Below are 26,548 nucleotides of genomic sequence, written 5' to 3'. Positions count from 1 at the left end.
CTCAGAAGGTGGATCGGTCTGCGACCGGCGCGCGAGCGCAGCACACCCCTGGGGGCACACGTCGATCACGGAGTCGGACGAACCGCTCCCTCGCCGGGCTGTGCTGGACTGTACCCGGCCTTCGGCCGGGTACCGCGGCCAGGTGCCGTTCCGGCGCCGCGGAGCGGGGCCCGGAGGGTCCCCGCGGCGCGGCTCAGCTCACGCCGGGGACGTCCCGCGGTCGCGGTGCGGTCCGGAGGACCGCCATGTCACGACTCCCCGCCGAAGAGGCTGGTGACCGAGCCGTCCTCGAAGACGGCCTTGATCGCCTGGGCGAGCAACGGGGCGATGGAGAGCACGGTGAGCTTGTCGAACTGCCGCGACGGCTCGATGGGCAGCGTGTTGGTGATCAGCACCTCGCTGACCCGGCTGTTCTTGAGCCGGTCGACCGCCGGCCCCGACAGCACGCCGTGGGTGGCGGCGATGACGACGTCGGCCGCGCCCTGCGCGAAGAGGGTGTCGGCGGCCTTCACGATCGTCCCGCCGGTGTCGATCATGTCGTCGACCAGGACGCAGACCCGCCCCTCGACCTCACCGACCACGCGGTTGGCGACGACCTCGTTGGGACGCGTCACGTCGCGCGTCTTGTGGATGAAGGCCAGCGGGGTGCCGCCGAGCTTGTCGCTCCACCGCTCCGAGACGCGCACCCGCCCGGCGTCGGGCGAGACGACGGTGAGGTCGCAGTGGCCCCACTTGCGCTTGACCTCGTCGACGAGCAGGTCCATCGCGAAGAGGTGGTCGACCGGCCCGTCGAAGAAGCCCTGGATCTGGGCGGTGTGCAGGTCGACGGCCATGAGGCGGTCGGCGCCCGCGGTCTTGAACAGGTCGGCGACCAGGCGGGCGGAGATCGGCTCGCGACCGCGGTGCTTCTTGTCCTGGCGGGCGTAGGGGAAGAACGGGGCCACGACGGTGATCCGCTTGGCCGAGGCGCGCTTGAGCGCGTCGACCATGATCAGCTGCTCCATGAGCCAGGTGTTGATCGGCGCCGTGTGGCTCTGGACGACGAAGGCGTCGCACCCGCGGACCGACTCCTCGAACCGCACGAAGAGCTCACCGTTGGCGAACTCGTAGGACGCGGTCGGGGTGGGCGTCACGCCGAGGTGACCGGCGATCTCGTCGGTCAGCGCCGGGTAGGCCCGACCGGAGAAGAGCATCAGGCTCTTGTTCGTCGTCTGCCGGATCGCACTCATCGGCTTCGCTGTCCCTAGCTGTCGTGGTCCGCACGGGAGGGCCCGGACGACTCCTCCCGGGGTGCCCCGGCCCGGCCCTCGGCCGCTGCCGCGGCCTCCGCAGCGGGCGTTCCGGACCGTCGGCGACGCACCCAGCCTGCCACATTGCGCTGCGGTGCCCGAGCGACGGCCATCGCCCCGGGGGGCACGTCGGAGGTGATGACCGACCCCGCGGCGGTGTACGCGCCGTCCCCGACGGTGACCGGCGCCACGAACATGTTGTCGGCCCCCGTGCGGGCGTGGTCGCCGATCGTCGTGTGGTGCTTGGCCACGCCGTCGTAGTTCACGAACACCGTGGCGGCCCCGATGTTGGTCCCCCGACCGATCGTCGCGTCACCCACGTAGGACAGGTGCGGGATCTTCGACCCCTCTCCCACCTGCGCGTTCTTGGTCTCGACGAAGGTGCCGACCTTGGCCCCGGCACCCAGGTCGGTGCCCGGGCGGAGGTAGGCGTACGGGCCCACGGAGACCCGAGCGCCGACCCTGGCACCGACCGCGTGGGCGCGGACCACGCTGGCCCCCTCGCCCACCTCGGTGTCGACCAGCGTGGTGTCCGGGCCCACGTGGGCAGCGTCACCCACGGAGGTCACCCCCTGGAGGTGGGTGCCGGGCTCCAGGACGGCGTCGCGACCCACGGTGACGGTGACGTCGACCCAGGTGGTCAGGGGGTCGACGACGGTGACGCCGCTGCGCATCAGGTCGTCGAGGACCCGGTCGTTGAGCGTCCGGCGCCGGGCGGCGAGCTCCACCCGGTCGTTGCAGCCCAGGACGTCGTCCGGGTCCTGCGCGACCACGCCGCCGACCCGGGCGCCGTCCTCGACGAGCAGACCCAGGACGTCGGTGAAGTACAGCTCGCCCTGGTCGTTGTCGGCGTCGATCCGGCCCAGGGCGGAGCGGACGGCAGCCGCGTCACCGACGTAGACGCCGGCGTTGATCTCACGGATCGCGCGCTGCTCGTCGGTGGCATCCCGCTGCTCGACGATGGCCACGACGGAGCCGTCGGCGTCCCGGACGATCCGGCCCAGGCCCGTGGGGTCCTCGACCTCCGCCGTCAGCACGGTGAGCGCGTTGCCGGCGCGCAGGTGCTCCTCCACCAGCGCGGCGACCGTGGTGGTCCGCAGGAGGGGGGCGTCGCCGTTGACCAGCAGGACCGGACCGCTCAGCTCGGGTACCGCGGCGAGCGCGACGGCGGCGGCATGGCCGGACCCGCGCTGCTCCTCCTGGACCACCGGCAGGGCCTCCGGGGCCACCGCGGCGAGGTGCTCCCGGACGAGCTCGCGGCCTGCTCCCACCACGACGACCGTCACGCCGGCCGCGAGCGGGGCGGCGGCGGCGAGGACGTGCCCGAGCATGCTGCGACCACCCAGGGTGTGCAGCACCTTGGGCGACGACGAGCGCATCCGCGTGCCCTGCCCGGCGGCGAGGACGACGACGGCGGCGACCGTCGGGGCGGCGGGTGCGGGGACCGGCTGGGCGTGGGTCACGGATCTCCTCGGTCGGCGTCGGCGCAGCTGCTGGCTGGGTGACCTGGCTGGGGGACTCGGACTCGAACCGAGACTTCCCGGCTCCAAAGGCCGGCGGGCTGCCGATTACCCCATCCCCCATCGCCGGCCGTGGTGGCCCGGCAGCACCGGTCGTCCCGGCGCCCCCAGCGAGCCTAGGGCCCGGCGCCCCGTGGGAGCACCTGCCCGGCCGACCGCGGGATCCGCGGCCCGGGTCGCCGGTCGCCCTACGGTGCCGTAGGTTACGGCCACGTAGCCGGGCCCGTCGTGCGCCCGCCGTTTCCCCCTCGGTCGCCCCGGAGGCCCCTTGTCCGCTCCTGCTCGAACCCGGCCCATGTCTCCCCCGCGTCAGGCGGCGCCCCACGAAGGGCTGCCGGCCAACGCGATCGGCCGGCGCAAGAGCGTGCTGGAGATCGTGACCCTGTACGTCATCGTGATCGTGCCGTTCCTGGCACTGGCCGCGGTGGTCCCGGCGGTCTGGGGCTGGGGACTCTCCTGGCTCGACGTCGGCCTCGCGGTCGGCTTCTACTTCTTCACCCTGCTCGGTGTGACCGTCGGCTACCACCGCTACTTCACCCACGGCTCGTTCCGCGCCAAGCGGCCGCTGCGGCTCGGCCTCGCCGTCGCCGGTTCGATGGCGATCCAGGGGCCGGTGGTGCAGTGGGTGGCCGATCACCGTCGGCACCACGCCTTCTCCGACCGCGACGGCGACCCGCACTCCCCGTGGCGCTACGGCACCGACCTGCGCTCGCTGCTCAAGGGCATGTTCCACGCGCACCTGGGCTGGCTGTTCGAGCGGCGCAAGACCAACATGGAGCGCTACGCGCCCGACCTGCTCAAGGACTCCGCGCTCGTCCGCACCGACCAGATGTTCGTGGTCTGGGCGGGGATCAGCCTGTTCCTCCCGGCCGTCATCGGCGGCCTGGTCACCGGGAGCTGGGCCGGCGCCTGGTCGGCCTTCTTCTGGGCCGGCCTCGTGCGGATCGCGCTGCTGCACCACGTCACGTGGTCGATCAACTCGGTCTGCCACGTGGTGGGGGCCCGCCCCTTCGTCTCCCCCGGCCGGGACCGGGCGACGAACTTCTGGCCGCTGGCGGTCCTCAGCGCCGGCGAGTCCTGGCACAACCTGCACCACGCCGACCCGACCTGCGCCCGCCACGGCGTCCTGCGCGGCCAGATCGACATCAGCGCCCGGGTCATCTGGATCTTCGAGAAGCTCGGCTGGGCGTGGCACGTCAAGTGGCCCGACCCGGTGCGCCTGGCGGCCAAGCGGCGCACTGCCGAAGCCGCGGTCTCCTGACGGCGTCGGACTCCCGGGAGCGGCCGGTGGGGGTTCCCGCCGGCCCCTCCCGCGTGCGCATGTCCGGTCCCGAGCGGCGGCGCCAGCTGCTCGACGTCGGACGGGGCGTGTTCGCCCAGAAGGGCTTCGAGGCGACCTCGGTCGAGGAGATCGCCGCGCGGGCCCAGGTGAGCAAACCGGTGGTCTACGAGCACTTCGGCGGCAAGGAGGGCTTGCACGCCGACGTCGTCGACCGCGAGATGCAGCGGTTGCTCGACCGGTTCACCGCCGCGCTGTCGGCGCCGGGGCATCCCCGTGACCTGCTCGAACGAGCCGCGCTGGCGCTGCTGGACTACATCGAGGACGACACCGACGGTTTCCGCGTGCTGACCAGGGATGCGCCGGTCACCAGTGGGGGCGGACCGTTCGGCTCGCTCATCGGCGAGGTCGCCCGCAAGGTCGAGCACCTCCTGGGCGCGCACTTCACCGAACGCGGCCGCCCCGCGGGCCTGGCCGGCCTGTACAGCCAGGCCCTGGTCGGCATGGTCGCGCTGACGGGCCAGTGGTGGCTGGACACCCGGAGTCCGGCCAAGGACGAGGTGGCCGCACGCCTCGTGAGCCTGGCCTACGACGGGCTGTCCCACCTCGATCTCCGGGACCCGCCCACGGGCTCCTAGCGAGACGTCAGGCGACCAGGCGTGCGCCGGGTACCGGCCCGGCCACCGCCCGCACCGTCCGGAACACGCCGGTCCCGGCGAGCTCGGCGGCCAGCCGCACCGCCGCCTCCTCGTCGGCAGCCAGCGCCGCCACGGTCGGTCCGGATCCGCTGACCAGCGCGGCGAGCGCGCCGGCGTCCGCTGCGGCACGCAGGGCTCTGCGGAGTCCCGGCCGCAGGTTCAGGGCCGGGCTCTGCAGGTCGTTCGCCAGCGCCGGGCCCAGCTCACCGGCCGACCCCGACCGCAGCGCAGCGAGGACCGGCTCGGCGGTCGCCGCCCCCGTGACCGCCGGGAGCTGCCCCGCGGCCCGCATCCGGTCGAGCTCGCCGTAGACCGCCGGCGTGGAGAGCCCCTCCCCCGCGATGCCCAGGACCCAGTGCGTCGTCCCCTCCGCGAGGACGGGCGAGACCTGCTCGCCGCGGCCGGTGCCGAGCGCGGCGCCGCCGACCAGGCTGAACGGCACGTCGCTGCCGAGCCGGGCGGCGAGACCGAGGAGGTCCTCCCGGGCGACGCGCGTTCCCCAGAAGGCGTCCAGGGCGACCAGCGTCGCCGCGGCGTCGGCACTGCCACCGGCGAGCCCGGCGGCGACGGGGATGCTCTTGGTGACGGCCAGCGAGGCGTCCGCGGGGACACCGGCGTGCTGGGCGAGGAGCTCGGCGGCCCGCCACACGAGGTTGGTCCGGTCGCCGGGGACGGCACCCGGCCCGTCGGCCACTCCGGACCCCTCGCCGGCGACGCTCAGCGCCAGCCCGTCCCCGGGGCCGACCTCGACGGTGTCGAAGAGCGAGACGGCGAGGTACACGGTGTGCAGCTCGTGGAAGCCGTCCTCCCGCAGCGGGCCCACGCCGAGGTGCACGTTGACCTTGGCCGGCGCCCGCGCCACGACGACCGCCGTCACGGCAGCACCGGATCGGTCGCGGCCAGCCGGGCGAAGTCGGCCACCGACAGCTGTTCACCGCGAGCCGTGGGATCGATGCCCGCGGCCCGCAGCCGTGACTCGGCCGCAGCCGGACTCCCGGCCCAGCGGGCGAGCGCCGCCCGCAGGCTCTTGCGACGCATGGCGAACGCGGCGTCGGCGACGGCGAAGGTGGCCTCGCGGTCGCCGTCGGGCGGCGGTCGCCGCACGAGGGACACCAGACCGGAGTCGACGTTGGGCTCGGGCCAGAACACCCGCCGGCCCACGTTGCCGGCCCGGCGCACGTCGCCGTACCAGGCGGCCTTCACCGACGGGATGCCGTAGGCGCCCGAGCCGGGTCCGGCCGCCAGCCGTTCGGCCACCTCGGCCTGCACCAGCACGAGCGCGCGGTCCAGCGTCGGCAGCAGCTCGAGCATGTTCAGCAGCACCGGCACGGCGATGTTGTAGGGCAGGTTCGCCACCAGCGCCGTGGGGGGCGGCCCGGGCAGCTCGGTGATCCGCAGGGCGTCGGCCTGCACGACGGTGAGCCGGTCGGCGAGGTCGGGACGACGGGCCGCGACGGTGTCGGGCAGCAGCCCGGCCAGCCGCGGGTCGATCTCGACCGCGGTGACACGGGCGACCGCCGGCAGCAGGCCCAGGGTCAGCGACCCCAGGCCCGGGCCGATCTCGAGCACGACGTCGTCGGGGCGCACCTCGGCGGTGCGCACGATCCGGCGGATGGTGTTCGCGTCGTGCAGGAAGTTCTGCCCGAGGGTCTTCGTGGGACGCAGATCGAGCTGCTGGGCCAGCTCGCGGATGGCGGCGGGGCCCAGCAGCCCGTCGGTCTGCTCAGGTGTGGTGCTCAGCGGGAGCTCAGTCGAACAGGTGGCTGCCGCAGCCCCACTGGCCGGCGCCGGAGCGCTGGTAGAGCAGCTGGGCGCGGTAGGTCTGCTCCTCCACCGAGGCGGCGGCCGGGTCACCGGTGCCGCCGACGCCGTTCCAGGTCGACTGCGAGAACTGGTACATGCCGCGGTACTTGCCCGAGGCGCTGACCGCGTTGGGGCGGCCACCGGACTCGCACTTGGCCAGGGCGGCCCAGTTCAGGCCGTCGGCGGTCGGCTTGTTGGCCGGACGGGCCTTGGTGCCGACGGTGACGAGCTCGTCGACCGGCTTGCGGGTGACGCTGTTGGCGAGCTTCTCGCGGGCGGTCTCGCGACCGTCGACCACGGTGACCCGCCAGGTGGTCTGCTGCTCGCCGTCCACACCGGGCTGGGTGACCTTCTCGTCGCCCTGGAACGCGGCGTCGTCCTTGGTCTCCACCCGGCCGTGCGCCACCGGCGTGGTCTCGGTGATCTCCGAGACCTGCACGCGGAAGACCTGCAGCCGCATCCGGTTCAGCAGACCCTGCTCCAGCCGGAGGCTGGTGCGGTCGGTCTGGCTGAGGGCGATGCCCTGCTCGGCGAGCAGGTCGCCGGCGGTGGCCGCGGTGGTGACGACCACGCGCTCCTGGCCGTCGGCGACGAGCACGACCTCCTTGGGGGTCGTGACGGTCAGCTGCATGCCCTCGAGCGGCAGTCGATCGCTGCGGCTGGCCGAGACGACCAGGCCGTCAGCGCGCAGCCCGAGCTGGTCCAGCGCCTCGTCGACCGACAGCGCGGTCACGTAGACCTCCCGCGAGACACCGTCGACGGTGAGGTTCAGCGGGCGCGCCCGGTTGAGGACGACGGCGTCGCCGTCACCCAGCGGCGCGTCCGGGGAGGGCAGCACCACGTCGTGCGCGGCGAGGGAGAGGCCCTCGTCCTCCAGCACGTCGCCCACCGTGTCGGCGTACGTGCCGACGTCGCGGGTCTGTCCGTCGACGGTGAGCGTGACGGACTTCTGGGCGATGAAGAAGGCCAGCGTCCCACCCACCAGTCCGAGCAGGACGAGGGCGAAGAGGCTGAGCTGAAGGGAGCGGCGCACGACACTTCCAGGGGTCACAGAACCCGGGCAGGAGAGGGACCACGCCGCGGGTAGCGGCCCGGCCACCGGTGCCGACTCGAGCAGCGGCCGTCCGGGGTGCCGGAGCGGGGATGCCACCCGGGTCATTCCTCCACCCCGGCTGTCGGTCACGACACGATAACGAACACTGAGCGCGTGGCAACGGTGCACAACGAGTGAAGCAGTTGCCTCTCATTGCATTCCGTGGGCGCGCCGGTGCACTGTGTGAGCGCCGTGCCGGGTGAGGCCGGTGTGACTGCCGTGGCCAGCCGTCCCCTGGCCGTGACCAAGCACACGGTGTGGCATCGGGACGAGCGGGCAACGCGGCCCGCCCGTCAGCCGGCGAGAGCGGGAGCCGCCGACCGGACCGGCCGCAGCCAGGTCACCAGGAAGCCGGCGACCGCGAGCCCGGCGGCCAGCGCCGAGAAACCTCCGGCGACCAGGGCCACCGGGAGGACGTCGAGACCGTCGCCCACGCGGTCGCCCCGGTCGAGTCCGGCCCGCAGCAGCAGGGTGCCGAACGGGAGCAGTGCCGCCACGCTCGCCGCGGCGGTCGCCAGGTGCGCGGTCCAGGTGCGGAGGGCCTCGTCCACGGGGACGTCGGCGCCGGCGGCCGGCATCGGGCGCAGCAGAGCCCGCAGCAGGGCGGTCTCCGCCAGCAGCCAGGCGAGCAGCGGCATCCCGACCACGACGGGCCCGACATGGGCGCCGAGGTCGCCGGCGTCGGCCATCAGCGCGGCGGTGAGCAGTTCTCCGGCGACGACGGCGCGCATGGCCCAGACCAGCCAGGCCGAGATCTGCTCGCCCTGCCGGGGGCGCCGCGGAGGCGACGCGAGGCTCCAGCGGGGCCGGGGCCGGGTCGCCTCCGCGAGCAGGACGCCGGCCAGCAGGCCGATCGCCAGGGCGGGCAGCCAGAGGAAGACCGAGGCCTCGGCGAAGAGCACGACGCTGCCCACGATGCCGGCCAGGCCGAGCAGGAGCCCGAGCCGGCGCCAGCGGCGACCGTGGGCGGCCTGGCGCCGCAAGGTCAGGGCACCCTCCGCCGTCGGCTCGACGAACTCCACGCCCGCCGCGGCAACGACCCGCCGGCCGGCGGCCAGCCCCCAGGCACGCGCCAGCAGCACCCCGGGCACCAGCAGGGCGACGAAGAGCACGACAGCGATGAGACGGCCCACGGTGCGATTGTCCCCCTTCTGCGCTCGCGTGGACCCCGGCAGCGGTTCCGCTACCAGCGGCCGAAGACGCGCTCGGCGTTCGCGGTGAGCGTCGAGCACAGCTCCACGAGCTCGATGCCGGTCACCTCGGCCAGCGCCCGCACGGTGTGCGGCACCAGCCGGGAGGCGTTGGGTCGGCCGCGGTGCGGCACGGGGGTGAGGAACGGCGAGTCCGTCTCCACCAGCAGCTGACCGGCGGGCGTGAGCGCCGCGGCCTCGCGCAGGTAGCCGGCGTTGCCGAACGTGAGCGTGCCGGCGAAGGAGAGCACGTAACCGCGTTCGACACAGGCCCTGGCGAAGGCGGCGTCCCCGGAGAAGCAGTGGAACACCGTGTGCTCCGGGGCCCCCTCGTCCTCGAGGACGCGGAGGATCTCCTCGTGCGCGTCCCGGTCGTGGATGACCAGCGCCACCCCGTGCTCCTTGGCGATCCGGATGTGCGCACGGAACGACGCCTCCTGGGCCGCCCAGCCCTCCTCGCCGGTGCGGAAGCGGTCCAGGCCGGTCTCCCCCACGGCCCGTACCCGCGGGAGCGCGGCGAGCCGGTCGATCTCGGCGAGGGCGTCGTCGTCGGCGTTGCCCGCGCCGGCGTCGTTCGGGTGGATCGCGACGGCGGCCAGCACGCTCGGGTGCCGGGCGGCCAGGTCGGCCGACCAACGCGACGACGCGACGTCGACCCCGACCTGGACGAGCCGGGTGACGTTCACCGCCGCGGCGGCCGCGATCTCGGCGTCGACCGCGTCGTCGGCGGCCCACTCGCCGTGCTCGCCGTCCGCCGGCCGCTCCCCCAGCACGATGTCCAGGTGGGTGTGGCTGTCCAGGGCCGGGGCCGGCAGCGGCTCCGGCGAGGGCGGCGGCTCGCCCCTCTTGTTGGCACGGGACGCAGCCGAGCGGCTCACTGCTGCGTGCCCTCCTCCAGGCGGGCGAGCTCCTCGGCCACCACCGACTCGTCGAGCTTGGTGAAGATCGGCTTCGGAGCGGCGAGCGGGGTGCCCGGGGCGGCCAGCGGCGTGGAGGCCCAGACGGCCTGCCCCTGGTCGTAGGGGCCGGTGATGATCGGGTACGGCGAGCCGTCGTCGAGGTCGGTGACCTCGTGGATCTCCGGCGCCACCGACCACGTGCCCTCGCCACCCAGCAGCTCGTGCACCTGCTGCGCCGAGTGCGGGAGGAACGGCGTCAGCAGGCCGTTGCAGTCCTTGATCGCCTGCAGCGCCGTGTGCAGCACGGTGTCCCGGCGGGCCGGGTCCTCCTTGAGCTTCCACGGCGCCTGGTCGGACAGGTACTTGTTCGCCTCGCCGACCACCCGCATCGCCTCGCCGATGGCGGCCTTCTGCCGGTTGCGCGAGAGCAGCTCGCCGACGGTGCCGAACGCTCCCGACGTCGTGGCGAGCAGGGCGCGGTCGTCGTCGGTCAGGTCGCCCGGGGTCGGGATCGCGCCGACGTTCTTGGCCGCCATCGACACGCTGCGGTTGACCAGGTTGCCCCAGCCGGCCACCAGCTCCTCGTTGTTGCGGCGGCGGAACTGCTCCCAGGTGAAGTCGGTGTCCTGGTTCTCCGGGCCGGCCACGGCGATGAAGTAGCGCAGCGCGTCGGCGTCGTAGCGGGCGAGGAAGTCGCGCACGTAGATGACGATCTGCCGGCTGCTGGAGAACTTCCTGCCCTCCATGGTGAGGAACTCGCTGGAGACCACCTCGGTCGGCAGGTTCAGCCGGCCGAGCGAGCCCGGCGTCCCGCCCTTGTCGCCCTCGCCGTTGTAGCCGAGCAGCTGAGCGGGCCAGATCTCGGAGTGGAAGACGATGTTGTCCTTGCCCATGAAGTAGTAGGCGTCCGCGTCCGGCGTCTGCCACCACTGCCGCCACGCGTCCGGGTCACCGGAGCGGCGGGCCCACTCGATCGACGCCGACAGGTAGCCGACGACGGCGTCGAACCACACGTAGATCCGCTTGTCGTTGCGGTCGCGCCAGCCCTCGAGCGGGACCGGCACGCCCCAGTCGATGTCGCGGGTGTAGCTGCGCGGCTTGAGGTCCTCGAGCAGGTTGACGCTGAAGTTGAGGACGTTCGGCCGCCAGCTGGTGCGGGTGGCCAGCCAGTCGCCCAGCGCGCGGGTGAACGCCGGCAGGTCGAGGAAGTAGTGCTCGCTCTCGACGAACTTCGGCGTCTCGCCGTTGATCTTGCTGACCGGGTTGATCAGGTCGATGGGGTCGAGCTGGTTGCCGCAGTTGTCGCACTGGTCCCCGCGCGCGCCGTCGTAGCCGCAGATCGGGCAGGTGCCCTCGATGTAGCGGTCGGGCAGGGTGCGGCCGGTCGAGGGGCTGATCGCGCCGAGCGTCGTCTTCGGGAAGACGTAGCCGTTCTTCAGCAGGCCGAGGAAGATCTCCTGGCTGATCTGCGCGTGGTTCGCCGTCGACGTGCGGGTGAAGAGGTCGTAGCTCAGCCCCAGGGACTGCAGGTCGCCGACGATGAGCCGGTTGTTGCGGTCGGCGATCTCCCGGGGCGTGATGCCCTCGGCGTCGGCAGCGACCGTGATCGGGGTGCCGTGCTCGTCGGTGCCGCTGACCATGAGGACCTTGTCCCCGGCCATGCGGTGGTAGCGGCTGAAGACGTCGGAGGGGACGCCGAACCCGGAGACGTGGCCGATGTGCCGCGGCCCGTTCGCGTAGGGCCAGGCGACTGCGGTCAGGATGTGCCGATCACTCACGGCCTAACAGTACGGGGAACGCCGTTCCGGCCCCCGGTCGTGCGGAGCGTGCGGTCAGGGGTGGTAGACGACGCTCGACGCGGGACTCTCCGGGTGGGGCTGCACCGGGGTGAGCACGGTCAGCGCGCCGAGGCCGAGGGCGATGACCCCGAGGGTGGCCGCGCACAGACCGCGGTAGGCACGCGTGGGGTCCGGGCCGGGGCGCCGGGTCCGCAGCCGCCGGCCCTGGGTCACCCAGCGCCGGGCCGACGGGGCGTCGGCCAGGAGCAGCTTGGCCACCGGAAGGGCGATGGCGCCGGCGAAGGCCACCGGGACCGGCAGGCCGTAGGTCAGCACCTCCGGCAGCGGCTGGACGACCGCGATGACGCCGACGAGGGCGACGACGAACAGCTCCACCGCCGAGGTCGCGACCAGCAGGCGGCGGGTGGTGCCGTCGACCAGCGCCGCGCCGCCACCGGCCGCCAGCACGATCCAGCCCGCCAGGGCGAGCAGCGCCCCGACGACCAGGAGCCCCGCCGGCCGCACCGCGGAGGACAGGACGCCGTCGATCTGGGTGAGCCCGGTCGCGAGCAGACCGACGGCCTGGAGCACCGAGAGGAGGCCGGCGAACAGCGCCGGAGCAGGGACCCGGCGCAGCTCGGTCCCCGCGGCGACGTCGTCGACCGACCGCTCCGTGCGGACGGACGGACCCGCGACGGTGCCGCGGACATCGAGGACGCTGATCGCCACGAAACTCTCTCCCTGACCGGTGGACGGTGTCTCCGGTCAGGACGGGACCGCTCGCCCCGGGCCTGAGCCGGGGCTCGCGATTTCTCACCCCGGAGGGTGAGGAACGTCAGGTCCGAGTGGCCGAGGTCACCTCGGCGCCCCGCGCGCGGCCCACCCGGCTGTGCCCGCGCCCGTAGACGAAGTAGAAGCCGACGCCGACGACCATCCAGATCAGGAAGCGGGCCCAGGTCTCCGCCGGCAGGTTGAGCATGAGCCAGAGACAGGCGAGCGCGGACACGACCGGGAGCACGGGTGAGAACGGCACCCGGAACGCCCGCGGCAGGTCCGGCCGGGTGCGGCGCAGGATCACGACGCCGAGGGAGACGAGGAGGAACGCGAACAGCGTGCCGATGTTGACCAGCTCGGCGAGCACGTCCAACGGGACGGCGCCGGCCAGCACCGCCACCACGACCCCCGTGCCGATGGTGATCCGGTACGGGGTCCCGTACGAGGGGTGGACCTTCGCCATCGCCGGCGGCAGGAGCCGGTCACGGCTCATGGCGAACAGCACCCGGGACTGGCCGAGCATCAGGATCATCACGACCGAGGTGAGCCCGGCCAGCGCACCGAGCGAGATGATCCCGGAGAAGACCGGCATCCCCTGCGCGGAGAACGCGTTGGCCAGGGGCGCCTCGGTGCTGAGCTCCGTGTAGTTCTGCATGCCGACGACGACCAGCGACACCGCGACGTAGAGCAGCGTGCAGATGACCAGTGACGCGATGATGCCCCGGGGCAGGTCCTTCTTCGGGTCCTTCGTCTCCTCGGCGGCGGTGGCCACGACGTCGAAGCCGATGAAGGCGAAGAAGACGATGCTGGCGCCGGCGATCACCCCGCCCCAGCCGAAGGTCCCCTGGGCGAACCCGAGCAGCTCGATCAGCGGGCTGTGCCAGCCGGCCGATCCCTCCGCCGCGGCCTGCGCCGGCGGCACGAACGGCGTGTAGTTGTCCGCGGTCAGGTGGAAGGCGCCGACGACGATGACCAGCAGCACGATGGCCACCTTGATCGCGACGATGACGCCGGTGACCCGCGAGGACAGCTTGATGCCCAGGACCAGGACGGCGGTCATGGCGAGCACGATGGCCACCGCCGGGACGTCCACCCTGGCGTCGTCCCCGGCGATCGCGCTGGGCAGCGAGAGCCCGAGGTCACCGAGCAGCTGCCCGAGGTAGCCCGACCAGCCGACGGCCACGGTGGCCGCACCCAGCGCCAGCTCGAGGACCAGGTCCCACCCGATGATCCAGGCGAGGAACTCCCCGAAGGTCGCGTAGGAGAACGTGTAGGCCGAGCCGGCGACCGGGACGGTGGAGGCGAACTCGGCGTAGCAGAGCGCCGCGAGGCCGCAGACGATCCCGGCGATGACGAACGACACGGAGACGGCGGGGCCGGCCTGCTCCTTGGCCACCACCCCGGTGAGCACGAAGATGCCCGTCCCGATGATCACCCCGACGCCGAAGATGGTCAGGTCCAGGCCCGAGAGGTTCCGCTTGAGCCGGTGCTCGGGCTCGTCGGTGTCCCGGATGGACTCCTCCACCGACTTGATGCGGTGGGTCGTGCCGGCCACGGGTGTCCTCCTCCGTCGGCCGGCGGGGCGCCGGCGTCGTGTGTTGCAGGAAGCGTGGCACGGGCACCGGAGGGCCGCACGCCTACGCTGCTGTCCCGTCCGGTCCGGTGGATCCGTGAGGAGGTGCCTGCGATGACCGCTGGTGAGACGCCACCGGCCGCCCCGCTCGAGCTGCCCTCGGAGGCACCCCCCGGCGAGCCGCCGACGCTGCGCCCGCGGCCGGCCGGCGGTCAGCGCCGCGCGCCCACCCGCCGGCCCGACGTACCAGCCGTCGTCGACTGCGCGGTCTACGTGGACGGACGGCGGCAGGAGGCCGTGGCGCCGGAGGACGCGCTGCGCATGGCCGAGGAGCGCGGCGGCTTCGTCTGGCTCGGGCTCTACGCGCCGACCGAGGAGGAGCTGGGGGCGATCGCCGAGCGCTACGACCTGCACCCGCTGGCCGTCGAGGACGCCGTCTACGCCCACCAGCGGCCGAAGCTCGAGCGCTACGACGATGCGCTGTTCATGGTGCTCAAGACCGCCACCTACGTGGAGCACGAGCAGCTGACGGCGACCAGCGAGGTCGTCGACACCGGCGAGGTGATGGTCTTCCTCGGCGAGCACTACGTGATCACCGTGCGGCACGGCGAGCACAGCCCGCTCACCGACCTGCGGCACCGGCTGGAGGAGCAGCGCGAGCTGCTCTGCCTCGGCTCCTCGGCCGTCCTCTACGCCGTCTCCGACCTGGTGGTCGACACCTTCGTCGAGGTGACCGGGGCGGTCGAGGAGGACGTGGACGAGCTGGAGGCGTCGGTGTTCAGCCCCGAGCGCACCGACGACATCGGGCGGCTGTACCAGCTCAAGCGCGAGCTCATGGCCCTGCGGCGGGCGGTCTCCCCGCTCGAGGTGCCCCTGCAGAAGCTCGCCGAGCGGCCGGTCGACGTCGTCCCGGACGCGATGCGCTCCTACTTCCGCGACGTGCTGGACCACGCGATCCGCGTGCGCGACCAGGTCAACGGCCTCGACGAGCTGCTGACCTCCATCCTGCAGGCGTCACTGGCGCGGACGTCGATGGCCGACAACGAGGACATGCGCAAGATCTCGGCGTGGGCGGGCATCGTCGCGGTCCCCACCGCGATCGCCGGCATCTACGGGATGAACTTCGAGCACATGCCGGAGCTGCACTGGCGCTACGGCTACCTGCTGGTGTGGCTGGTCATCCTGGGTGCCTGCTTCTTCCTGCACCGCGGCTTCAAGCGCAACGGCTGGCTCTGATCCCTCGCGGCTCGGCGCCGCGACCGTGCACCGATCGTGGTGATGACCGCGCCGTCACCACGATCAGTGCACTGACGGCGTCAGGGGGTCTTGGCGGCGACGACGGCGTCGAAGACGGTGCGCTTGGGCAGGCCGGTCCGGGTGACGACGGCGCGGATGGCGTCCTTGCGGGTGGCCCCGGCGGCCTCCTCGGCGGCGACCGCGGCGGCGATCTCGGCCTCGCTCAGCTCCACCACGCGCTCGGGCGCGCCGGCGACGACGAGGGTGATCTCGCCCTTCACGCCCTCGGCCGCCCACGCCGCGAGCTCGGCCAGCCCCCCGCGCCGGATCTCCTCGTAGGTCTTGGTGAGTTCGCGGCAGACCGCCGCCGGCCGGTCGTCGCCGAGCACCGCGGCGGCATCGGCCAGCGCGTCGGCCAGCCGGTGGGGTGATTCGAAGAACACCATCGTGCGGCGCTCGTCGGCCAGCGCGGTGAACGTCGACCGGCGCTCCCCCGCCTTGCGCGGCAGGAACCCCTCGAAGCAGAACCGGTCGACCGGGAGCCCGGAGACGGCGAGCGCCGTCGTCACCGCCGACGGCCCCGGCACCGAGGTGACGTCGATGCCGGCCTCGATCGCGGCGCGCACCAGCGTGTACCCGGGATCGGACACCGAGGGCATGCCGGCGTCGGTCAGGAGCAGGACCGTCGATCCGGAGGACAGCGCATCGAGCAGTCCGGGCAGCCGCGCCTGCTCGACCGACTCGTGGAAGGTCACCACCCGGCCGGTGAAGGTGACCTCCAGGTCGGCAGCCAGCCGGTGCAGCCGCCGGGTGTCCTCGACGGCCAGGACGTCGGCCGTCGCCATCACCTCGCGCAGCCGGGGACCGACGTCGCCGGGTTGTCCCAGGGGTGCTCCGCCGAGCACCAGCCGTCCGCTCACGACCACGAGCCTGTCACGGCACCCCTTCACTACCCTGACGACATGGCGGTGCTGGCTCCCGGACCGGTCGACCCGGCACCACCGGCCACCCGCCTGCGCGCGCCGGGACCGCGCCGGCAGGTCGTGCCCCCGCTCCCGGCCGACCGGCTGACGTCCTGGGTCATCTCCGCGGTGCTCGGCTTCGTCGCGCTCGCGGCCCGGCTGTGGGGGATCAACTACCCCAGGGACCTGCTGTTCGACGAGGCCTACTACCCGCCCGAGGCCCGCGAGCTGCTGATCTGGGGCCACGAGTACAACCGCGGCTACTCCTTCATCGTCCACCCGCCGCTGGGCAAGTGGCTCATCGCCCTCGGCGAGCAGCTGTTCGGCTACAACTCCTTCGGCTGGCGGTTCCCCTCGGCAGTGGCGGGCTCCGTGGCGGTCGTGCTGCTGTTCCGCCTCGCCCGCCGGCTCACCGGATCGACGCTCGTCGGCCTCCTCGCCGGGGTGCTGATGCTGGCCGACGGCTTCCAGTTCACGCTGTCCCGGATCGGCCTGCTCGACATCTTCCTGCAGGTGCTGGTGCTCGCCGCCGTCTCCTGCCTGGTGGTCGACCGCGACGTCGTGCGCGCACGGGTGCGGGCCGCCGGAGCGGTCGGCGCGGGCGGGTTCCGGCTCGGCCCGCGGGGCTGGCGCATCGCCGCCGGGTTCCTGTTCGGCTGCGCCTGCGCGGTGAAGTGGAGCGGCATCTGGTTCCTGGCCTTCTTCGCCGTCCTGTCCCTGTTCTGGGACCGCGCCGCGTGGCGGGAGGCCGGCGTGCGCAGCCCCACCGCGACCACCGCCCGCCGCGGGCTGCCCGGAGCGGTGTGGGCGCTGGCGACCGTCCCGGTCCTCACCTACCTCGCGAGCTTCACCGGCTGGTTCCTCGGGGAGACGTCGCAGGGCAAGGCCTGGGCACAGCAGCACCCGGACACCGCGTGGCCCTGGGTCCCGGACGCACTCCGCTCGCTGTGGCACCAGCACGCGGAGTGGTGGCGCTTCCACAACGGGCTCTCCACTCCCCACCCCTGGGAGTCCGGCCCGTGGTCGTGGCTCGTCGACGGGCGGCCGATCCTGCTGTGGAACCCGCAGGGGCTCACCGACGCCGACGGCGAGCAGGCGATCCGCTACATCCTCATGGTCGGGACGCCGACGCTCTGGCTGGTGTTCGCCCCGGCGATGCTGTGGCTGCTCTGGCGGATCATCGCGCGGCGCGACCCGGCCGCGCTGACCGCCGGCGTCGGGATCGCGGCGGGGTGGCTGACGTGGTTCGTCAACCTGGACCGGACGATGTTCATCTTCTACATCGCGCCAGCGCTGCCCTTCTTCGTGCTCGCGGTGGCCCTCGCGCTGCAGGACGTCGTCGGGCCGCTGGACGCCTCCTGGCTGCGCCGCCGCGCCGGGCTGGGTGCAGCCTGCCTGTACGTGGCCGTCGTGGCGGGCACCTTCGTCTTCTTCTGGCCGGTGCTGACCGGGGAACCGCTCTCGAACGCCGAGTGGGTCCAGCGGATGTGGTTCCCGTCATGGTTCTGACCCGAAGACATGGTTGGGTTGTACAACAGTTGGTGTGCATGGTGAACCGGTCGACCGGCTCGAGGACGTCGTCCTCCGGCTGAGCCCGCCCCACCGCCCGGTCCGCCGCCCCGCGGTGCAGGCCGCGCCGCGCCGCGACGTCGGTCTCGGCGTCGCGCGCTTCAGCGAGGCCGGCCGCACGCCCACCCAGCTCGCCGACGCGCGGCGCCGGCCCGACACCCTGGAGGTGGTCCGGTGAGCTCCGCCGCCGGTGCCAGCATGTTCAAGCAGCCCAAGGCGGTCTACGCCGTCGCCTTCGCCTGCGTCGTCAGCTTCATGGGCATCGGTCTGGTCGACCCGATCCTGCCCGCGCTCTCCGCCCAGCTCGACGCCACGCCCAGCCAGGTCAGCCTGCTGTTCACCAGCTACCTCGTCGTCACCGCCGTCGCGATGCTCGGCACCGGCTGGGTCTCCAGCCGGCTGGGCGCCAAGCGGACCCTGGTCACCGGCCTGACCGTCATCGTGGTGTTCGCCGCGCTCGCCGGGTTCTCCGACACCGTGAACCAGATCGTCGGCTTCCGCGCCGGCTGGGGCCTGGGCAATGCGCTGTTCATCGCCACCTCGCTGGCGGTGATCGTGGCCAGCGCGTCCGGTGGGTTCGCCGGCGCGATCATCCTCTACGAGGCCGCCCTGGGCCTCGGCATCGCGACCGGCCCGCTGATCGGTGGCCTCCTCGGCGACATCAGCTGGCGCGGGCCGTTCTTCGGCGTCGCCGGGCTCATGGCCATCGCCCTCCTGGCCACCGTCGTCCTGCTCGACCCGACGCCGAAGCCCGCGAGCCCGACCCGGCTGAGCGCCCCGATCAAGGCGCTGCGGCACCGCGGGCTGCTGACCATGAGCCTCACCGCGCTGCTCTACAACTGGGGCTTCTTCACGATGATGGGCTACGCGCCCTACCCGATGGAGCTCTCCGCCCTGCAGCTCGGCTTCGTCTTCTTCGGCTGGGGTCTGTTCGTCGCGCTCTTCTCCGTCGTCGGCGCCCCTCGGCTGCAGGACCGGTTCGGCACCGCGCGCTCGCTCTACGCCGCGCTGCTGCTGTTCGCCGTCGACCTCGCCGTCATGGGCATCTGGGCCGACGTCCGCGCCGTCGTGGTCGTCACCGTGATCGTGAGCGGCATCTTCATCGGCATCAACAACACGCTGACCACCCAGGCCGTGATGCTCGTGGCGCCGGTCGAGCGCCCGGTGGCCTCGGCCGCGTACGGCTTCGTCCGGTTCCTGGGCGGTGGTCTGGCGCCGTTCGCCGCCGGCAAGCTGGCCGAGCACCTGACCGACCACGTCCCCTTCCTGGTCGGCGCCGGAGCGGTGGTGATGGCGGTGATCGTCCTGAGCACGGGGCACGCCCTGCTGGCCCGGGCCGACGCCGACATGGCCGGGCACGCACCGACCGAGGACGACGTGGCCGGCGAGGTCGCCGACGAGTTCGGCGGCGCTCCAGGTGCGATCGACGAGGAGCTCCACGTCGCGGCGGCCGCTCGCCGCTCGTGACGCGCCTGCCGGTCCCGCCGCCTACGGTGGCGGGACCAGCAACTCGCCGACGGGGAGGACGACGATGACCGAGGCGCAGGACCGGCCGTACGTGCTCACCGAGGCCGACGGCGACGTCTGGCGGATCACGCTCGACCGGCCCGAGACCGGGAACGCGCTGACGCCCGAGCTCGCGGCGGCGTTCGCCGCCGCGCTCGACGCGCGTCCGGAGGCCTCCCGTGCCGTGCTGGTCCTGGCGAACGGGCCGCGCTTCTGCGTGGGCGGGGACGTGCACTCCTTCGCCGGGGCGGCCGATCCCGCGGCGCACGTCGGGCAGCTGGCGCACGACTGGCACGAAGCGGTGCGCAAGGTCCTCTACTGCCCGGTGCCGGTGGTCGCCGGAGTGCAGGGCGCGGTGGCCGGCGCGGCGATCGGGCTCATGGGTGCCTGCGACATCGTCATCTGCGGGCGCACCACGAAGATCCGCCCGGCCTACGGCGCCCTCGGCTTCTCCCCCGACGGCGGCACGTCCTGGGCGCTGGCCCGTGCCCTGGGGGCGCCCCGGGCGCTGGACCTGATGCTCACCAACAAGTCGCTCACCGCCGCGGAGGCGCACCTGACCGGTCTGGTGGCCAGGCTGGTCGAGGACGAGGAGCTGCGGGAGATCTCGGTCGAGACGGCTCGGGCCGTGGCCGCCGGACCGGTCCGGGCCATGGTGCGCACCCGCGCACTGGTACGCCGTGCGGCGACGCGCTCGTTCGAGGAGCAGCTGGACGAGGAGGCCCGGCTCATCGCCGAGTCGGCCGGCGACCCGGAGGGCCGGGAGGGCGTGCGCGCGTTCGTCGAGAAGCGGCAGCCGGACTTCCGCGCCGCCCGCTGAGGCGGAGGGGGAACGACGAAGGCCGGATCCTCGCGGATCCGGCCTTCGGTCGTGCAGGGTGGAGCTGAGGGGAGTTGAACCCCTGACCCCCTCGATGCGAACGAGGTGCGCTACCGGACTGCGCCACAGCCCCTTGCGAGGAAGAGTTTACCGGTCCCGCTCCCCGACGCCACCACCGGGGCGTCGGGGAGCAGGGAGGTCGTCACGCGTTGGCGACTCGCGCCGGGCGGTACTCGTCGATGTCGGCGAAACCGATGTCGTCGTCGTCCAGCCCGACCACCGCGCTGTTCTGCCATCCGACCGGCGCCGGCGTGCGGGCGGCCACGACCCGACCCGGCCGCAGCGCGTGCACGGGGGCCAGCGGGACGCTCGAGTGCGGGATGGCCGGAAGGCCCTGCTGCGCGACGGTCTCGAACACCTCGGCGGGCGGGGCGGTCCGCTGCACGGGCGTGGCGACGGGGCGCGCGGTGGTCCGGGTGCGCATCGCCTCGCGCGCAGCCACCCGGGCGGCCCGGCGGGCGGCCATCCGCTCGCGGCGGGCCACCTTCCGCAGCACCAGCACGTAGCCGACGGTCGCCAGGCCGAAGACGCCCGTGGCGATCCAGAGCCACGGGGTGAGCAGCAGCGAGCCCACGAGGGAGGCGAGCGTCGCCAGCACCAGACCACCGAGGGCCCGACGTCGGAGCGCGTGCACGTCCACCTTGAGCTCACCGGTCGTCCGCAGCACGTCGCGGTCGATCTCGACCCGCTCCGTCTCCGCGCGCCGCACCGTCTCGGCGGACCGGCGCCGCTGGAGCGTGCGGCCGGCGTCGGCCGTCTCCACCCGGCCGCCGTCGGCATCGCCGCGGGTCACCACCATGGGCACCAGCACGACGAACCAGAGCACGACCAGAGCGGCCAAGAGCACGCCCGATCCCATAGGAACACCACCTGTCACATCAGTCACTCGCCAGGCGAGGCTAAGCAGGGACGACGGTGCGATCCGGGAGGCGCGCGGGCGTGTCGCTGATGTGTTGTGGGACCGGTGTGACGAGGGACGGCGTGTCGCCCACCGGCGCCGGGTCGGCCACCACCGTGCGTGCTATGTCGACCGGTCGCCGTGTCGACCCGGCGACATCTCCCGCCAGCGGTCGAGGACACCGTCGGGCAGGTCCTCGGCGAGCAGGGCGTAGGCGAGGTGGTCCCGCCAGCCGCCGTCGATGTCGAGGTACCGCCGGAGCAGGCCCTCCCGCTGGAAGCCGAGCCGCTCGACGAGCCGCCGGCTCGGACCGTTCTCCGGCCGGATGTCGGCCTGCAGGCGGTGCAGCCCCACCGGGCCGAACGCGTGGTCGCAGACCAGCGCGACCGCGAGCGAGGCGACCCCCCGCCCCGCCACCGCCCGGTCGACCCAGTAGCCGAGCGAGCCGGTGCGCAACGCGCCGCGCACGATGTTGTCCACCGTCACCTGCCCGGCCAGCCGCCCGTCCACCCTCAGCGCGAACGGCAGCGAGGTGCCGGCCCGGGCCCGGCGGGCGATGGTGCGCCGCATCGCCCGGTAGGCGGCCGGGCTGTGCCGGGTCGCCCACGGGGCGGCCGCCGTCGGTTCCCAGGGCCGCAGCCAGCCCTCGTTCGCCACCCGCAGCCGGCTCCACTCCGCGGCGTCACGCCGGCGCAACGGGTGCAGCTCCACCGGTCCGGCGGACAGGCGGGCCGGCCAGCCGGGGTGCAGCAGCGGATCGTCCACGGGCCGGGCGGTCAGCCGCCGAGCAGCAGCGGCATGACGGTGACCAGTCCGCCGGCGGCCACCTCGGTGACGTCCTCGTCGATGACGATCAGGCAGTTGGCCCGCGCCGTCCGTGCGAGGAGGGCGTCGGTGGCGTCGCCGACCGGCTCGACGACGTAGCCGCCGTCGGGATGCCGCATGACACTGCCGTGCAGGTACTGGCGGTACCCCAGCGGGGAGAGCAGCTGCTGCCCGGAGATGGCCTGGACGGTGCGCCGGAACAGCTGGCGCTTGCCCAGCATCAGCCGGATCGCCGGCCGCACGAAGACCTCGAAGGAGACCAGGGCCGCGACCGGCTCGCCCGGCACGCAGATGACCGGGACCTCGTCGCGCCCCAACCGGCCGAAGCCCTGCGCGGGACCGGGGTGCATGGCGACCTGGCGGAAGCGCATCTCCCCCAGCTGGGCCAGGGCTTCCTGCACCATGTCGAAGCCGCCACCGGCGACGTTGCCCGAGATCAGGACCAGGTCGCTGCGCAGCAGCTGGCTCTCCAGCACCTCGGAGAGGCGCCGCGGTTCGGTGGGCAGGACACCCGAGCGGTAGGCGTCCGCGCCCGCGTCCCGGGCGGCCGCCGCCAGCGCGTAGCTGTTGACGTCGACCAGCTGCCCCGGCGCGGGCGTCGTGCTGACGTCGACCAGCTCGGTGCCGGCGCTCAGGACGGCGACGCGGGGGCGCGGCCGCACCAGCACGCGGTCGCGGCCGACGGCGGCCAGCAGGCTGATCTGCGCCGGCCCGATGGGTGTGCCCACCTGCACCGCGGGGTCGCCCTGTGCGACGTCGTCACCCGTGCGGCGGACGTAGCTGCCGGCGGGCGGACCGGCCTGGACGGCGACCCGAGCGGCGCCCCGGTCGGTCCACACACCGGGGACGACGACGTCGGCCCCGGCCGGCAGCATCGCGCCGGCAGCCACCTTGAGCGCGAGGCCCGGGCCGATCGCGGTCGGCTCGCTCGCCCCGGCCACGCTCTCGCCCACCACGGCCAGCTCGACCGGACGGCGCACACTGGCGGCGGCGACGTCCTCGGCCCGGACGGCGTACCCCTCCAGCGCGGCCTGGTCGAAGCCCGGCAGCGCCCGCTGGCTGACGACGTCCTCGGCGCAGAGCAGCCCCTGGGCGTCGAGGACGGCCAGCTCGATGGCGTCCGGCTGAGGGACCGCCGCGAGGATCTCGTCGAGGTGGCGCTCCACCGTGCGCACCAGCGGGGAGGCGTCGGAGCGGCCGTCGGCAGGCAGCGGCACCGGCCCGGTCAGCGCGGGCTTGGGCGGCACCGGAGCCGAGGGACGAGCCCCGACCGGGCCGGTGCGCTGGGGTGGCGCCATGGGCATGTCGACCTGGGCGGTGTCCCGGTGGCCCCGGAACCCTCCGCCGTCGCTGTTCCCGCCGTCGCTGTGCCCCGACATCCTCACCACCGTCGTCCTGCCGTGCCGTGGCCCGGCACCGCTTCGCGCGACGGCGGGACCGGAGGTGCTCCGGTTCCGCGCCGCCGCCCGATCGTGCCCTCCTCGGCGCCGGTCAGGACGGCGACGCGCCCTCGGCGGGCAGCTCGGTGACGAACTCGCGCAGCCAGCCGCGCAGCGACGGGCCGAGGTCGTCCCGCTCGGCGGCGAGCCTGATGACGGCCTTGAGGTAGTCGAGCTTGTCGCCGGTGTCGTACCGGCGACCGCCGAACACCACGCCGTGGACGGGCTCGCCGCGCTCGACGAGGGTGGCCAGCGCGTCGGTCAGCTGGATCTCGTTGCCCCGACCCGGAGCGGTCTCCCGCAGGACGTCGAAGATCTCGGGGGCCAGCACGTAGCGGCCGATGATCGCCAGGCTGCTGGGGGCCTCGGCGACCGGGGGCTTCTCGACCAGGCCGGTGACGGCGACGACGTCGCCGCCCGACGACGCGGGGTCGATGGCGACCGCGCCGTACTTGTCGATGTTCTCCATCCCGACGTCGAGCAGCGCGATCACCGAGCCGCCGTGCTCGGCCTGGACGGCGAGCATCTGCTCGAGCAGGTGGTCGCGGGCGTCGATGAGGTCGTCGCCGAGCAGGACGGCGAACGGCTCGTCCCCCACGAATGCCGCCGCCTGCAGCACCGCGTGACCCAGCCCGCGGGCCTCGCCCTGCCGGACGAAGTGCACCTGCGCCACGTCGGTCGACTCCTGGACGGCGGCCAGCCGGCCGGCGTCGCCCTTCTTCTCCAGCGCCGCCTCGAGCTCGGGCGTGCGGTCGAAGAAGTCCTCGATGGCGGCCTTGTTGCGGCCGGTGACCATCAGGACCTCGGGCAGGCCCGCGCGGGCCGCCTCCTCGACGATGTACTGGAGAGCGGGACGGTCGACGACCGGGAGCAGCTCCTTGGGCACGGCCTTGGTGGCCGGCAGGAATCGGGTGCCCATGCCGGCGACGGGGATGACCGCCTTCCGCGCCGGGCGGCTCGTGGGGTTCGACATGCGGGCAGCCTATCCAGGCCACCGCGACCGGCAGCACGATCGCCGGCGCCCGGTCCCGCCCGATGTGCGCGACGATCCCCCTCGGCCGGCTGCGTCCGCCCGGGCCCCCGCTACGGTTCTCCGACCCGTGGGCCGACGGCGGAACCGGGAAGCACCGCACCGAGGAGGACTCGACCCCGTGAGCGCACCGACCGACCGGCCGGCCCGCCTCGATGCCCGGGCGCTGCGGGACCTCGTGCTGGACCCCGGGTCCTGGCAGTCGTGGGACTCCCCCATCCAGCCCCGCGACGTGAGCGAGAGCTACGCCGCCGACCTGGCCCGCGCGGCGGAGAAGAGCCGGCAGGACGAGTCGGTCATCACCGGCGAGGGCCGGCTGCGCGGCCGCAGGGTGGCCGTCGTGGCGGGCGAGTTCGGGTTCCTCGCCGGCTCCATCGGGGTGGCCGCGGCCGAGCGGCTGATCTCGGCGGTGGAGCGGGCGACGGACGAGGGACTGCCGCTGCTGGCCGCGCCGGTGTCCGGCGGCACCCGCATGCAGGAGGGCACGGTCGCCTTCCTGCAGATGATCGGGATCACCGCGGCCATCGCGCGGCACAAGGAGGCCGGGCTCCCCTACCTCGTCTACCTGCGCAACCCCACCTTCGGCGGGGTGCTCGCATCGTGGGGGTCCCTCGGTCACGTGACCATCGCCGAACCGGGCGCCTCCATCGGGTTCCTCGGGCCGCGGGTCTACGAGTCCCTGTACGGCGAGAAGTTCCCCGAGGGCGTCCAGACCGCCGAGCACATGGCCGAGCACGGGCTGATCGACGCCGTCGTGCCCCACGACGAGGTCGCCGAGGTGGCCGATCGGGCGCTGCGGGTCCTGGCCGCACGCCAGACCTGGCACGTCGACGTCGCCGATGCCGAGCGGCCCACCGCGGACGACGGCAGGGACGGTGACGACGCGGAGGACGGCCGCACCGCGTGGGACGTCGTCACCGCGTCGCGCCGCGAGGACCGGCCCGGTGTGCGGCGGCTGCTGCGCACCGCGGCGACCGATGTCGTGGGCCTCTCGGGCACCGGGGCCGGCGAGAAGGACCCGGGGCTGCTGCTCGCGCTGGCCCGCTTCGGCGGCGCCCCCTGCGTGGTGCTGGGCCAGGACCGGCGCGGCCAGTCGATGTCGGCGCCGCTGGGCCCGGCGGCGCTGCGCGAGGCCCGGCGCGGCATGCACCTGGCCGAGCAGCTGCGGCTGCCGCTGGTGACCCTCATCGACACCCCGGGCGCGGCGCTCTCCCGCGAGGCCGAGGAGGGCGGGCTGGCCGGGGAGATCGCCCGCTGCCTGCACGACCTCGTGGTGCTCAAGGCGCCGACGCTGGCGGTGCTGCTGGGTCAGGGCACCGGCGGCGGCGCGCTCGCGCTGGTGCCCGCGGACCGGGTGCTGGCCGCGGCCAACGGGTGGCTCGGGCCGCTGCCACCGGAGGGGGCGTCGGCGATCGTGCACCGCACCACCGAGCGGGCCGGGGAGATGGCCGCGAACCAGGGCGTGCGGGCGACCGACCTCTGGCGCACGGGGATCGTCGACCGGGTGGTCCCCGAGCGCCCCGACGCCGCCGACGAGCCGACCGAGTTCTGCCTGCGGCTGGGCCGGGTGCTGGGCGAGGAGCTGGCCGGGTTGCTGGGCCGCGACGACACCGAGCGCTTCCGGACCCGGCTGCACCGCTACCGCCACCTCGGCCGCTGAGCCCGCTGAGCCCGCTGATGATCAGGTGACCTGATCGTCCCGGGTCCTCCCTCACCGTCGACGGTGAGGGAGGACCCCGAACGGTGAGGGAGGACGCTGAGCGGCGAGGGACGGACGCGGCGTCGCATCCAGCCTGCCCCCCGTGAGGGTCGCGACCGCTTCCGGACGACGACCGTCGCTGGCACGATCGCGATCATGGTCGGAACCCCCGCGGAGGAGCAGCGGCTGCGCGACCTCGCGCTCCTGCGCCGGGTCCGCGACCGGATCGACCGGGAGTACGCGCTGCCGCTCGACGTCGAGGCGCTGGCCCGCGGCGTGCACCTGTCCGCCGGCCACCTCAGCCGCGAGTTCAAGCGGGCCTACGGCGAATCGCCCTACAGCTACCTGATGACCCGCCGCATCGAGCGCGCGATGGCGCTGCTGCGTCGGGGCGACCTGAGCGTCACCGAGGTCTGCTTCGCCGTCGGCTGCCAGTCGCTGGGCACGTTCAGCACCCGGTTCACCGAGCTGGTCGGCATGCCGCCGAGCGCCTACCGGAAGGCGGCAGCGGAGAGGACGGCGGAGCTCCCGTCGTGCGTGACGAAGCGGGTCGGCAGACCGGTCAGGAATCGAGAAGCGCCGGCGGGCATCCCGTTCCTAGCGTGAGC

24 protein-coding genes and 2 tRNA genes are annotated in these 26,548 nt (G+C 73.7%); 9 read left to right on the top strand and 17 right to left on the bottom strand.

The genetic code is table 11. The features are described from left to right. Positions 1–248: 248 nt before the first annotated feature. From DQ237_RS15555 to DQ237_RS15545, 3 genes are all read right to left on the bottom strand, one after another. On the bottom strand, positions 249–1,229 hold the full coding sequence (locus DQ237_RS15555; RefSeq protein ID WP_113801044.1) for a ribose-phosphate diphosphokinase: 981 nt from the start codon (positions 1,227–1,229) through the stop codon (positions 249–251). A gap of 14 nt (positions 1,230–1,243) precedes the next feature. Next, a complete protein-coding gene (glmU, locus tag DQ237_RS15550) occupies positions 1,244–2,752 on the bottom strand; it encodes a bifunctional UDP-N-acetylglucosamine diphosphorylase/glucosamine-1-phosphate N-acetyltransferase GlmU (RefSeq protein ID WP_240619671.1) in 1,509 nt (502 codons plus the stop codon). A gap of 44 nt (positions 2,753–2,796) precedes the next feature. Further along, positions 2,797–2,872: transfer RNA gene (locus DQ237_RS15545), tRNA-Gln, on the bottom strand. A gap of 232 nt (positions 2,873–3,104) precedes the next feature. On the opposite strand from DQ237_RS15545, the gene DQ237_RS15540 reads away from it, so the two are divergent. Then, positions 3,105–4,070, top strand: a complete 966-nt coding sequence (locus tag DQ237_RS15540; protein ID WP_113801043.1) for an acyl-CoA desaturase — start codon at positions 3,105–3,107, stop codon at positions 4,068–4,070. Between the two features lie 26 nt (positions 4,071–4,096). Beyond that, entirely contained in the window at positions 4,097–4,726 is a 630-nt protein-coding gene (locus tag DQ237_RS15535) for a TetR/AcrR family transcriptional regulator (protein WP_240619670.1), read from the top strand. A gap of 7 nt (positions 4,727–4,733) precedes the next feature. Here DQ237_RS15535 and DQ237_RS15530 read toward each other — a convergent pair whose 3' ends face one another. The 8 genes from DQ237_RS15530 to DQ237_RS15495 form a co-directional block, all read right to left on the bottom strand. Continuing rightward, entirely contained in the window at positions 4,734–5,663 is a 930-nt protein-coding gene (locus DQ237_RS15530) for a 4-(cytidine 5'-diphospho)-2-C-methyl-D-erythritol kinase (RefSeq protein WP_113801042.1), read from the bottom strand. Further along, positions 5,660–6,388 (bottom strand): 16S rRNA (adenine(1518)-N(6)/adenine(1519)-N(6))-dimethyltransferase RsmA, encoded by a 729-nt coding sequence (gene rsmA / locus DQ237_RS15525; RefSeq protein ID WP_240619669.1) that lies wholly within the window; start codon positions 6,386–6,388, stop codon positions 5,660–5,662. Before rsmA ends, DQ237_RS15530 begins: the two co-directional genes overlap by 4 nt. 145 nt (positions 6,389–6,533) lie before the next feature. Further along, on the bottom strand, positions 6,534–7,622 hold the full coding sequence (locus DQ237_RS15520) for a resuscitation-promoting factor (protein ID WP_113801041.1): 1,089 nt from the start codon (positions 7,620–7,622) through the stop codon (positions 6,534–6,536). Positions 7,623–7,975: 353 nt separating this feature from the next. Next, complete coding sequence (locus tag DQ237_RS15515; protein ID WP_240619668.1) at positions 7,976–8,815, bottom strand: hypothetical protein; 840 nt, start codon at positions 8,813–8,815, stop codon at positions 7,976–7,978. A 50-nt stretch (positions 8,816–8,865) separates the two neighbouring features. Then, the gene (locus tag DQ237_RS15510) at positions 8,866–9,750 is read right to left on the bottom strand and encodes a TatD family hydrolase (RefSeq protein ID WP_113801040.1); all 885 of its coding nucleotides are present in this window, start codon (positions 9,748–9,750) and stop codon (positions 8,866–8,868) included. Continuing rightward, entirely contained in the window at positions 9,747–11,549 is a 1,803-nt protein-coding gene (gene metG, locus DQ237_RS15505) for a methionine--tRNA ligase (protein WP_113801039.1), read from the bottom strand. The genes DQ237_RS15510 and metG overlap by 4 nt, the downstream gene beginning before the upstream one ends. A gap of 54 nt (positions 11,550–11,603) precedes the next feature. Then, entirely contained in the window at positions 11,604–12,278 is a 675-nt protein-coding gene (locus DQ237_RS15500; protein ID WP_113801038.1) for a hypothetical protein, read from the bottom strand. Between the two features lie 106 nt (positions 12,279–12,384). After that, positions 12,385–13,878 carry an amino acid permease gene (locus DQ237_RS15495; protein WP_113801037.1) on the bottom strand — a complete coding sequence of 498 codons (1,494 nt, stop codon included), beginning with the start codon at positions 13,876–13,878 and terminating at the stop codon, positions 12,385–12,387. A 132-nt stretch (positions 13,879–14,010) separates the two neighbouring features. Between DQ237_RS15495 and corA the strand changes: the two genes are divergently transcribed. After that, positions 14,011–15,132, top strand: coding sequence for a magnesium/cobalt transporter CorA (gene corA / locus DQ237_RS15490; RefSeq protein ID WP_113801036.1), 1,122 nt, complete (start codon positions 14,011–14,013; stop codon positions 15,130–15,132). 80 nt (positions 15,133–15,212) lie between these two features. On the opposite strand, the gene rsmI is transcribed toward corA, so the two are convergent. Next, positions 15,213–16,052 carry a 16S rRNA (cytidine(1402)-2'-O)-methyltransferase gene (gene rsmI, locus DQ237_RS15485; protein ID WP_113801145.1) on the bottom strand — a complete coding sequence of 280 codons (840 nt, stop codon included), beginning with the start codon at positions 16,050–16,052 and terminating at the stop codon, positions 15,213–15,215. 42 nt (positions 16,053–16,094) lie between these two features. Here rsmI and DQ237_RS15480 point away from each other — a divergent pair, with 42 nt between their 5' ends. The 4 genes from DQ237_RS15480 (at position 16,095) to DQ237_RS15465 (ending at position 19,989) form a co-directional block, all read left to right on the top strand. Continuing rightward, the gene (locus DQ237_RS15480; protein WP_113801035.1) at positions 16,095–17,603 is read left to right on the top strand and encodes a dolichyl-phosphate-mannose--protein mannosyltransferase; all 1,509 of its coding nucleotides are present in this window, start codon (positions 16,095–16,097) and stop codon (positions 17,601–17,603) included. 34 nt (positions 17,604–17,637) lie between these two features. Then, the gene (locus DQ237_RS15475; protein WP_113801034.1) at positions 17,638–17,841 is read left to right on the top strand and encodes a hypothetical protein; all 204 of its coding nucleotides are present in this window, start codon (positions 17,638–17,640) and stop codon (positions 17,839–17,841) included. After that, a complete protein-coding gene (locus DQ237_RS15470; protein ID WP_113801033.1) occupies positions 17,838–19,130 on the top strand; it encodes an MFS transporter in 1,293 nt (430 codons plus the stop codon). Before DQ237_RS15475 ends, DQ237_RS15470 begins: the two co-directional genes overlap by 4 nt. 64 nt (positions 19,131–19,194) lie before the next feature. Next, the gene (locus tag DQ237_RS15465) at positions 19,195–19,989 is read left to right on the top strand and encodes an enoyl-CoA hydratase/isomerase family protein (RefSeq protein ID WP_113801032.1); all 795 of its coding nucleotides are present in this window, start codon (positions 19,195–19,197) and stop codon (positions 19,987–19,989) included. 59 nt (positions 19,990–20,048) lie between these two features. On the opposite strand, the gene DQ237_RS15460 is transcribed toward DQ237_RS15465, so the two are convergent. From DQ237_RS15460 to DQ237_RS15440, 5 genes are all read right to left on the bottom strand, one after another. Beyond that, positions 20,049–20,122: transfer RNA gene (locus DQ237_RS15460), tRNA-Ala, on the bottom strand. Between the two features lie 69 nt (positions 20,123–20,191). After that, positions 20,192–20,896: a hypothetical protein gene (locus DQ237_RS15455; RefSeq protein WP_113801144.1), complete on the bottom strand. Its 705-nt coding sequence runs from the start codon at positions 20,894–20,896 to the stop codon at positions 20,192–20,194. 174 nt (positions 20,897–21,070) lie between these two features. Continuing rightward, the gene (locus tag DQ237_RS15450; RefSeq protein WP_166509645.1) at positions 21,071–21,712 is read right to left on the bottom strand and encodes a GNAT family N-acetyltransferase; all 642 of its coding nucleotides are present in this window, start codon (positions 21,710–21,712) and stop codon (positions 21,071–21,073) included. 11 nt (positions 21,713–21,723) lie between these two features. Next, positions 21,724–23,151, bottom strand: coding sequence for a gephyrin-like molybdotransferase Glp (gene glp, locus DQ237_RS15445; protein ID WP_205730242.1), 1,428 nt, complete (start codon positions 23,149–23,151; stop codon positions 21,724–21,726). A 112-nt stretch (positions 23,152–23,263) separates the two neighbouring features. Next, positions 23,264–24,184 carry a UTP--glucose-1-phosphate uridylyltransferase gene (locus tag DQ237_RS15440; RefSeq protein WP_113801031.1) on the bottom strand — a complete coding sequence of 307 codons (921 nt, stop codon included), beginning with the start codon at positions 24,182–24,184 and terminating at the stop codon, positions 23,264–23,266. Positions 24,185–24,362: 178 nt separating this feature from the next. On the opposite strand from DQ237_RS15440, the gene DQ237_RS15435 reads away from it, so the two are divergent. Next, positions 24,363–25,901, top strand: a complete 1,539-nt coding sequence (locus DQ237_RS15435; RefSeq protein ID WP_113801030.1) for a carboxyl transferase domain-containing protein — start codon at positions 24,363–24,365, stop codon at positions 25,899–25,901. A 195-nt stretch (positions 25,902–26,096) separates the two neighbouring features. Next, positions 26,097–26,546, top strand: coding sequence for a helix-turn-helix transcriptional regulator (locus DQ237_RS15430; RefSeq protein WP_113801029.1), 450 nt, complete (start codon positions 26,097–26,099; stop codon positions 26,544–26,546). The last annotated feature ends 2 nt before the right edge of the window (positions 26,547–26,548 follow it).

The sequence above is a fragment of the Blastococcus sp. TF02-8 genome, assembly GCF_003319175.1.
In the GTDB taxonomy this organism is placed as follows: domain Bacteria; phylum Actinomycetota; class Actinomycetes; order Mycobacteriales; family Geodermatophilaceae; genus Blastococcus.
Note: the sequence above shows the minus strand (reverse complement) of the source record. Positions and strands in the feature narration are given on the sequence as shown.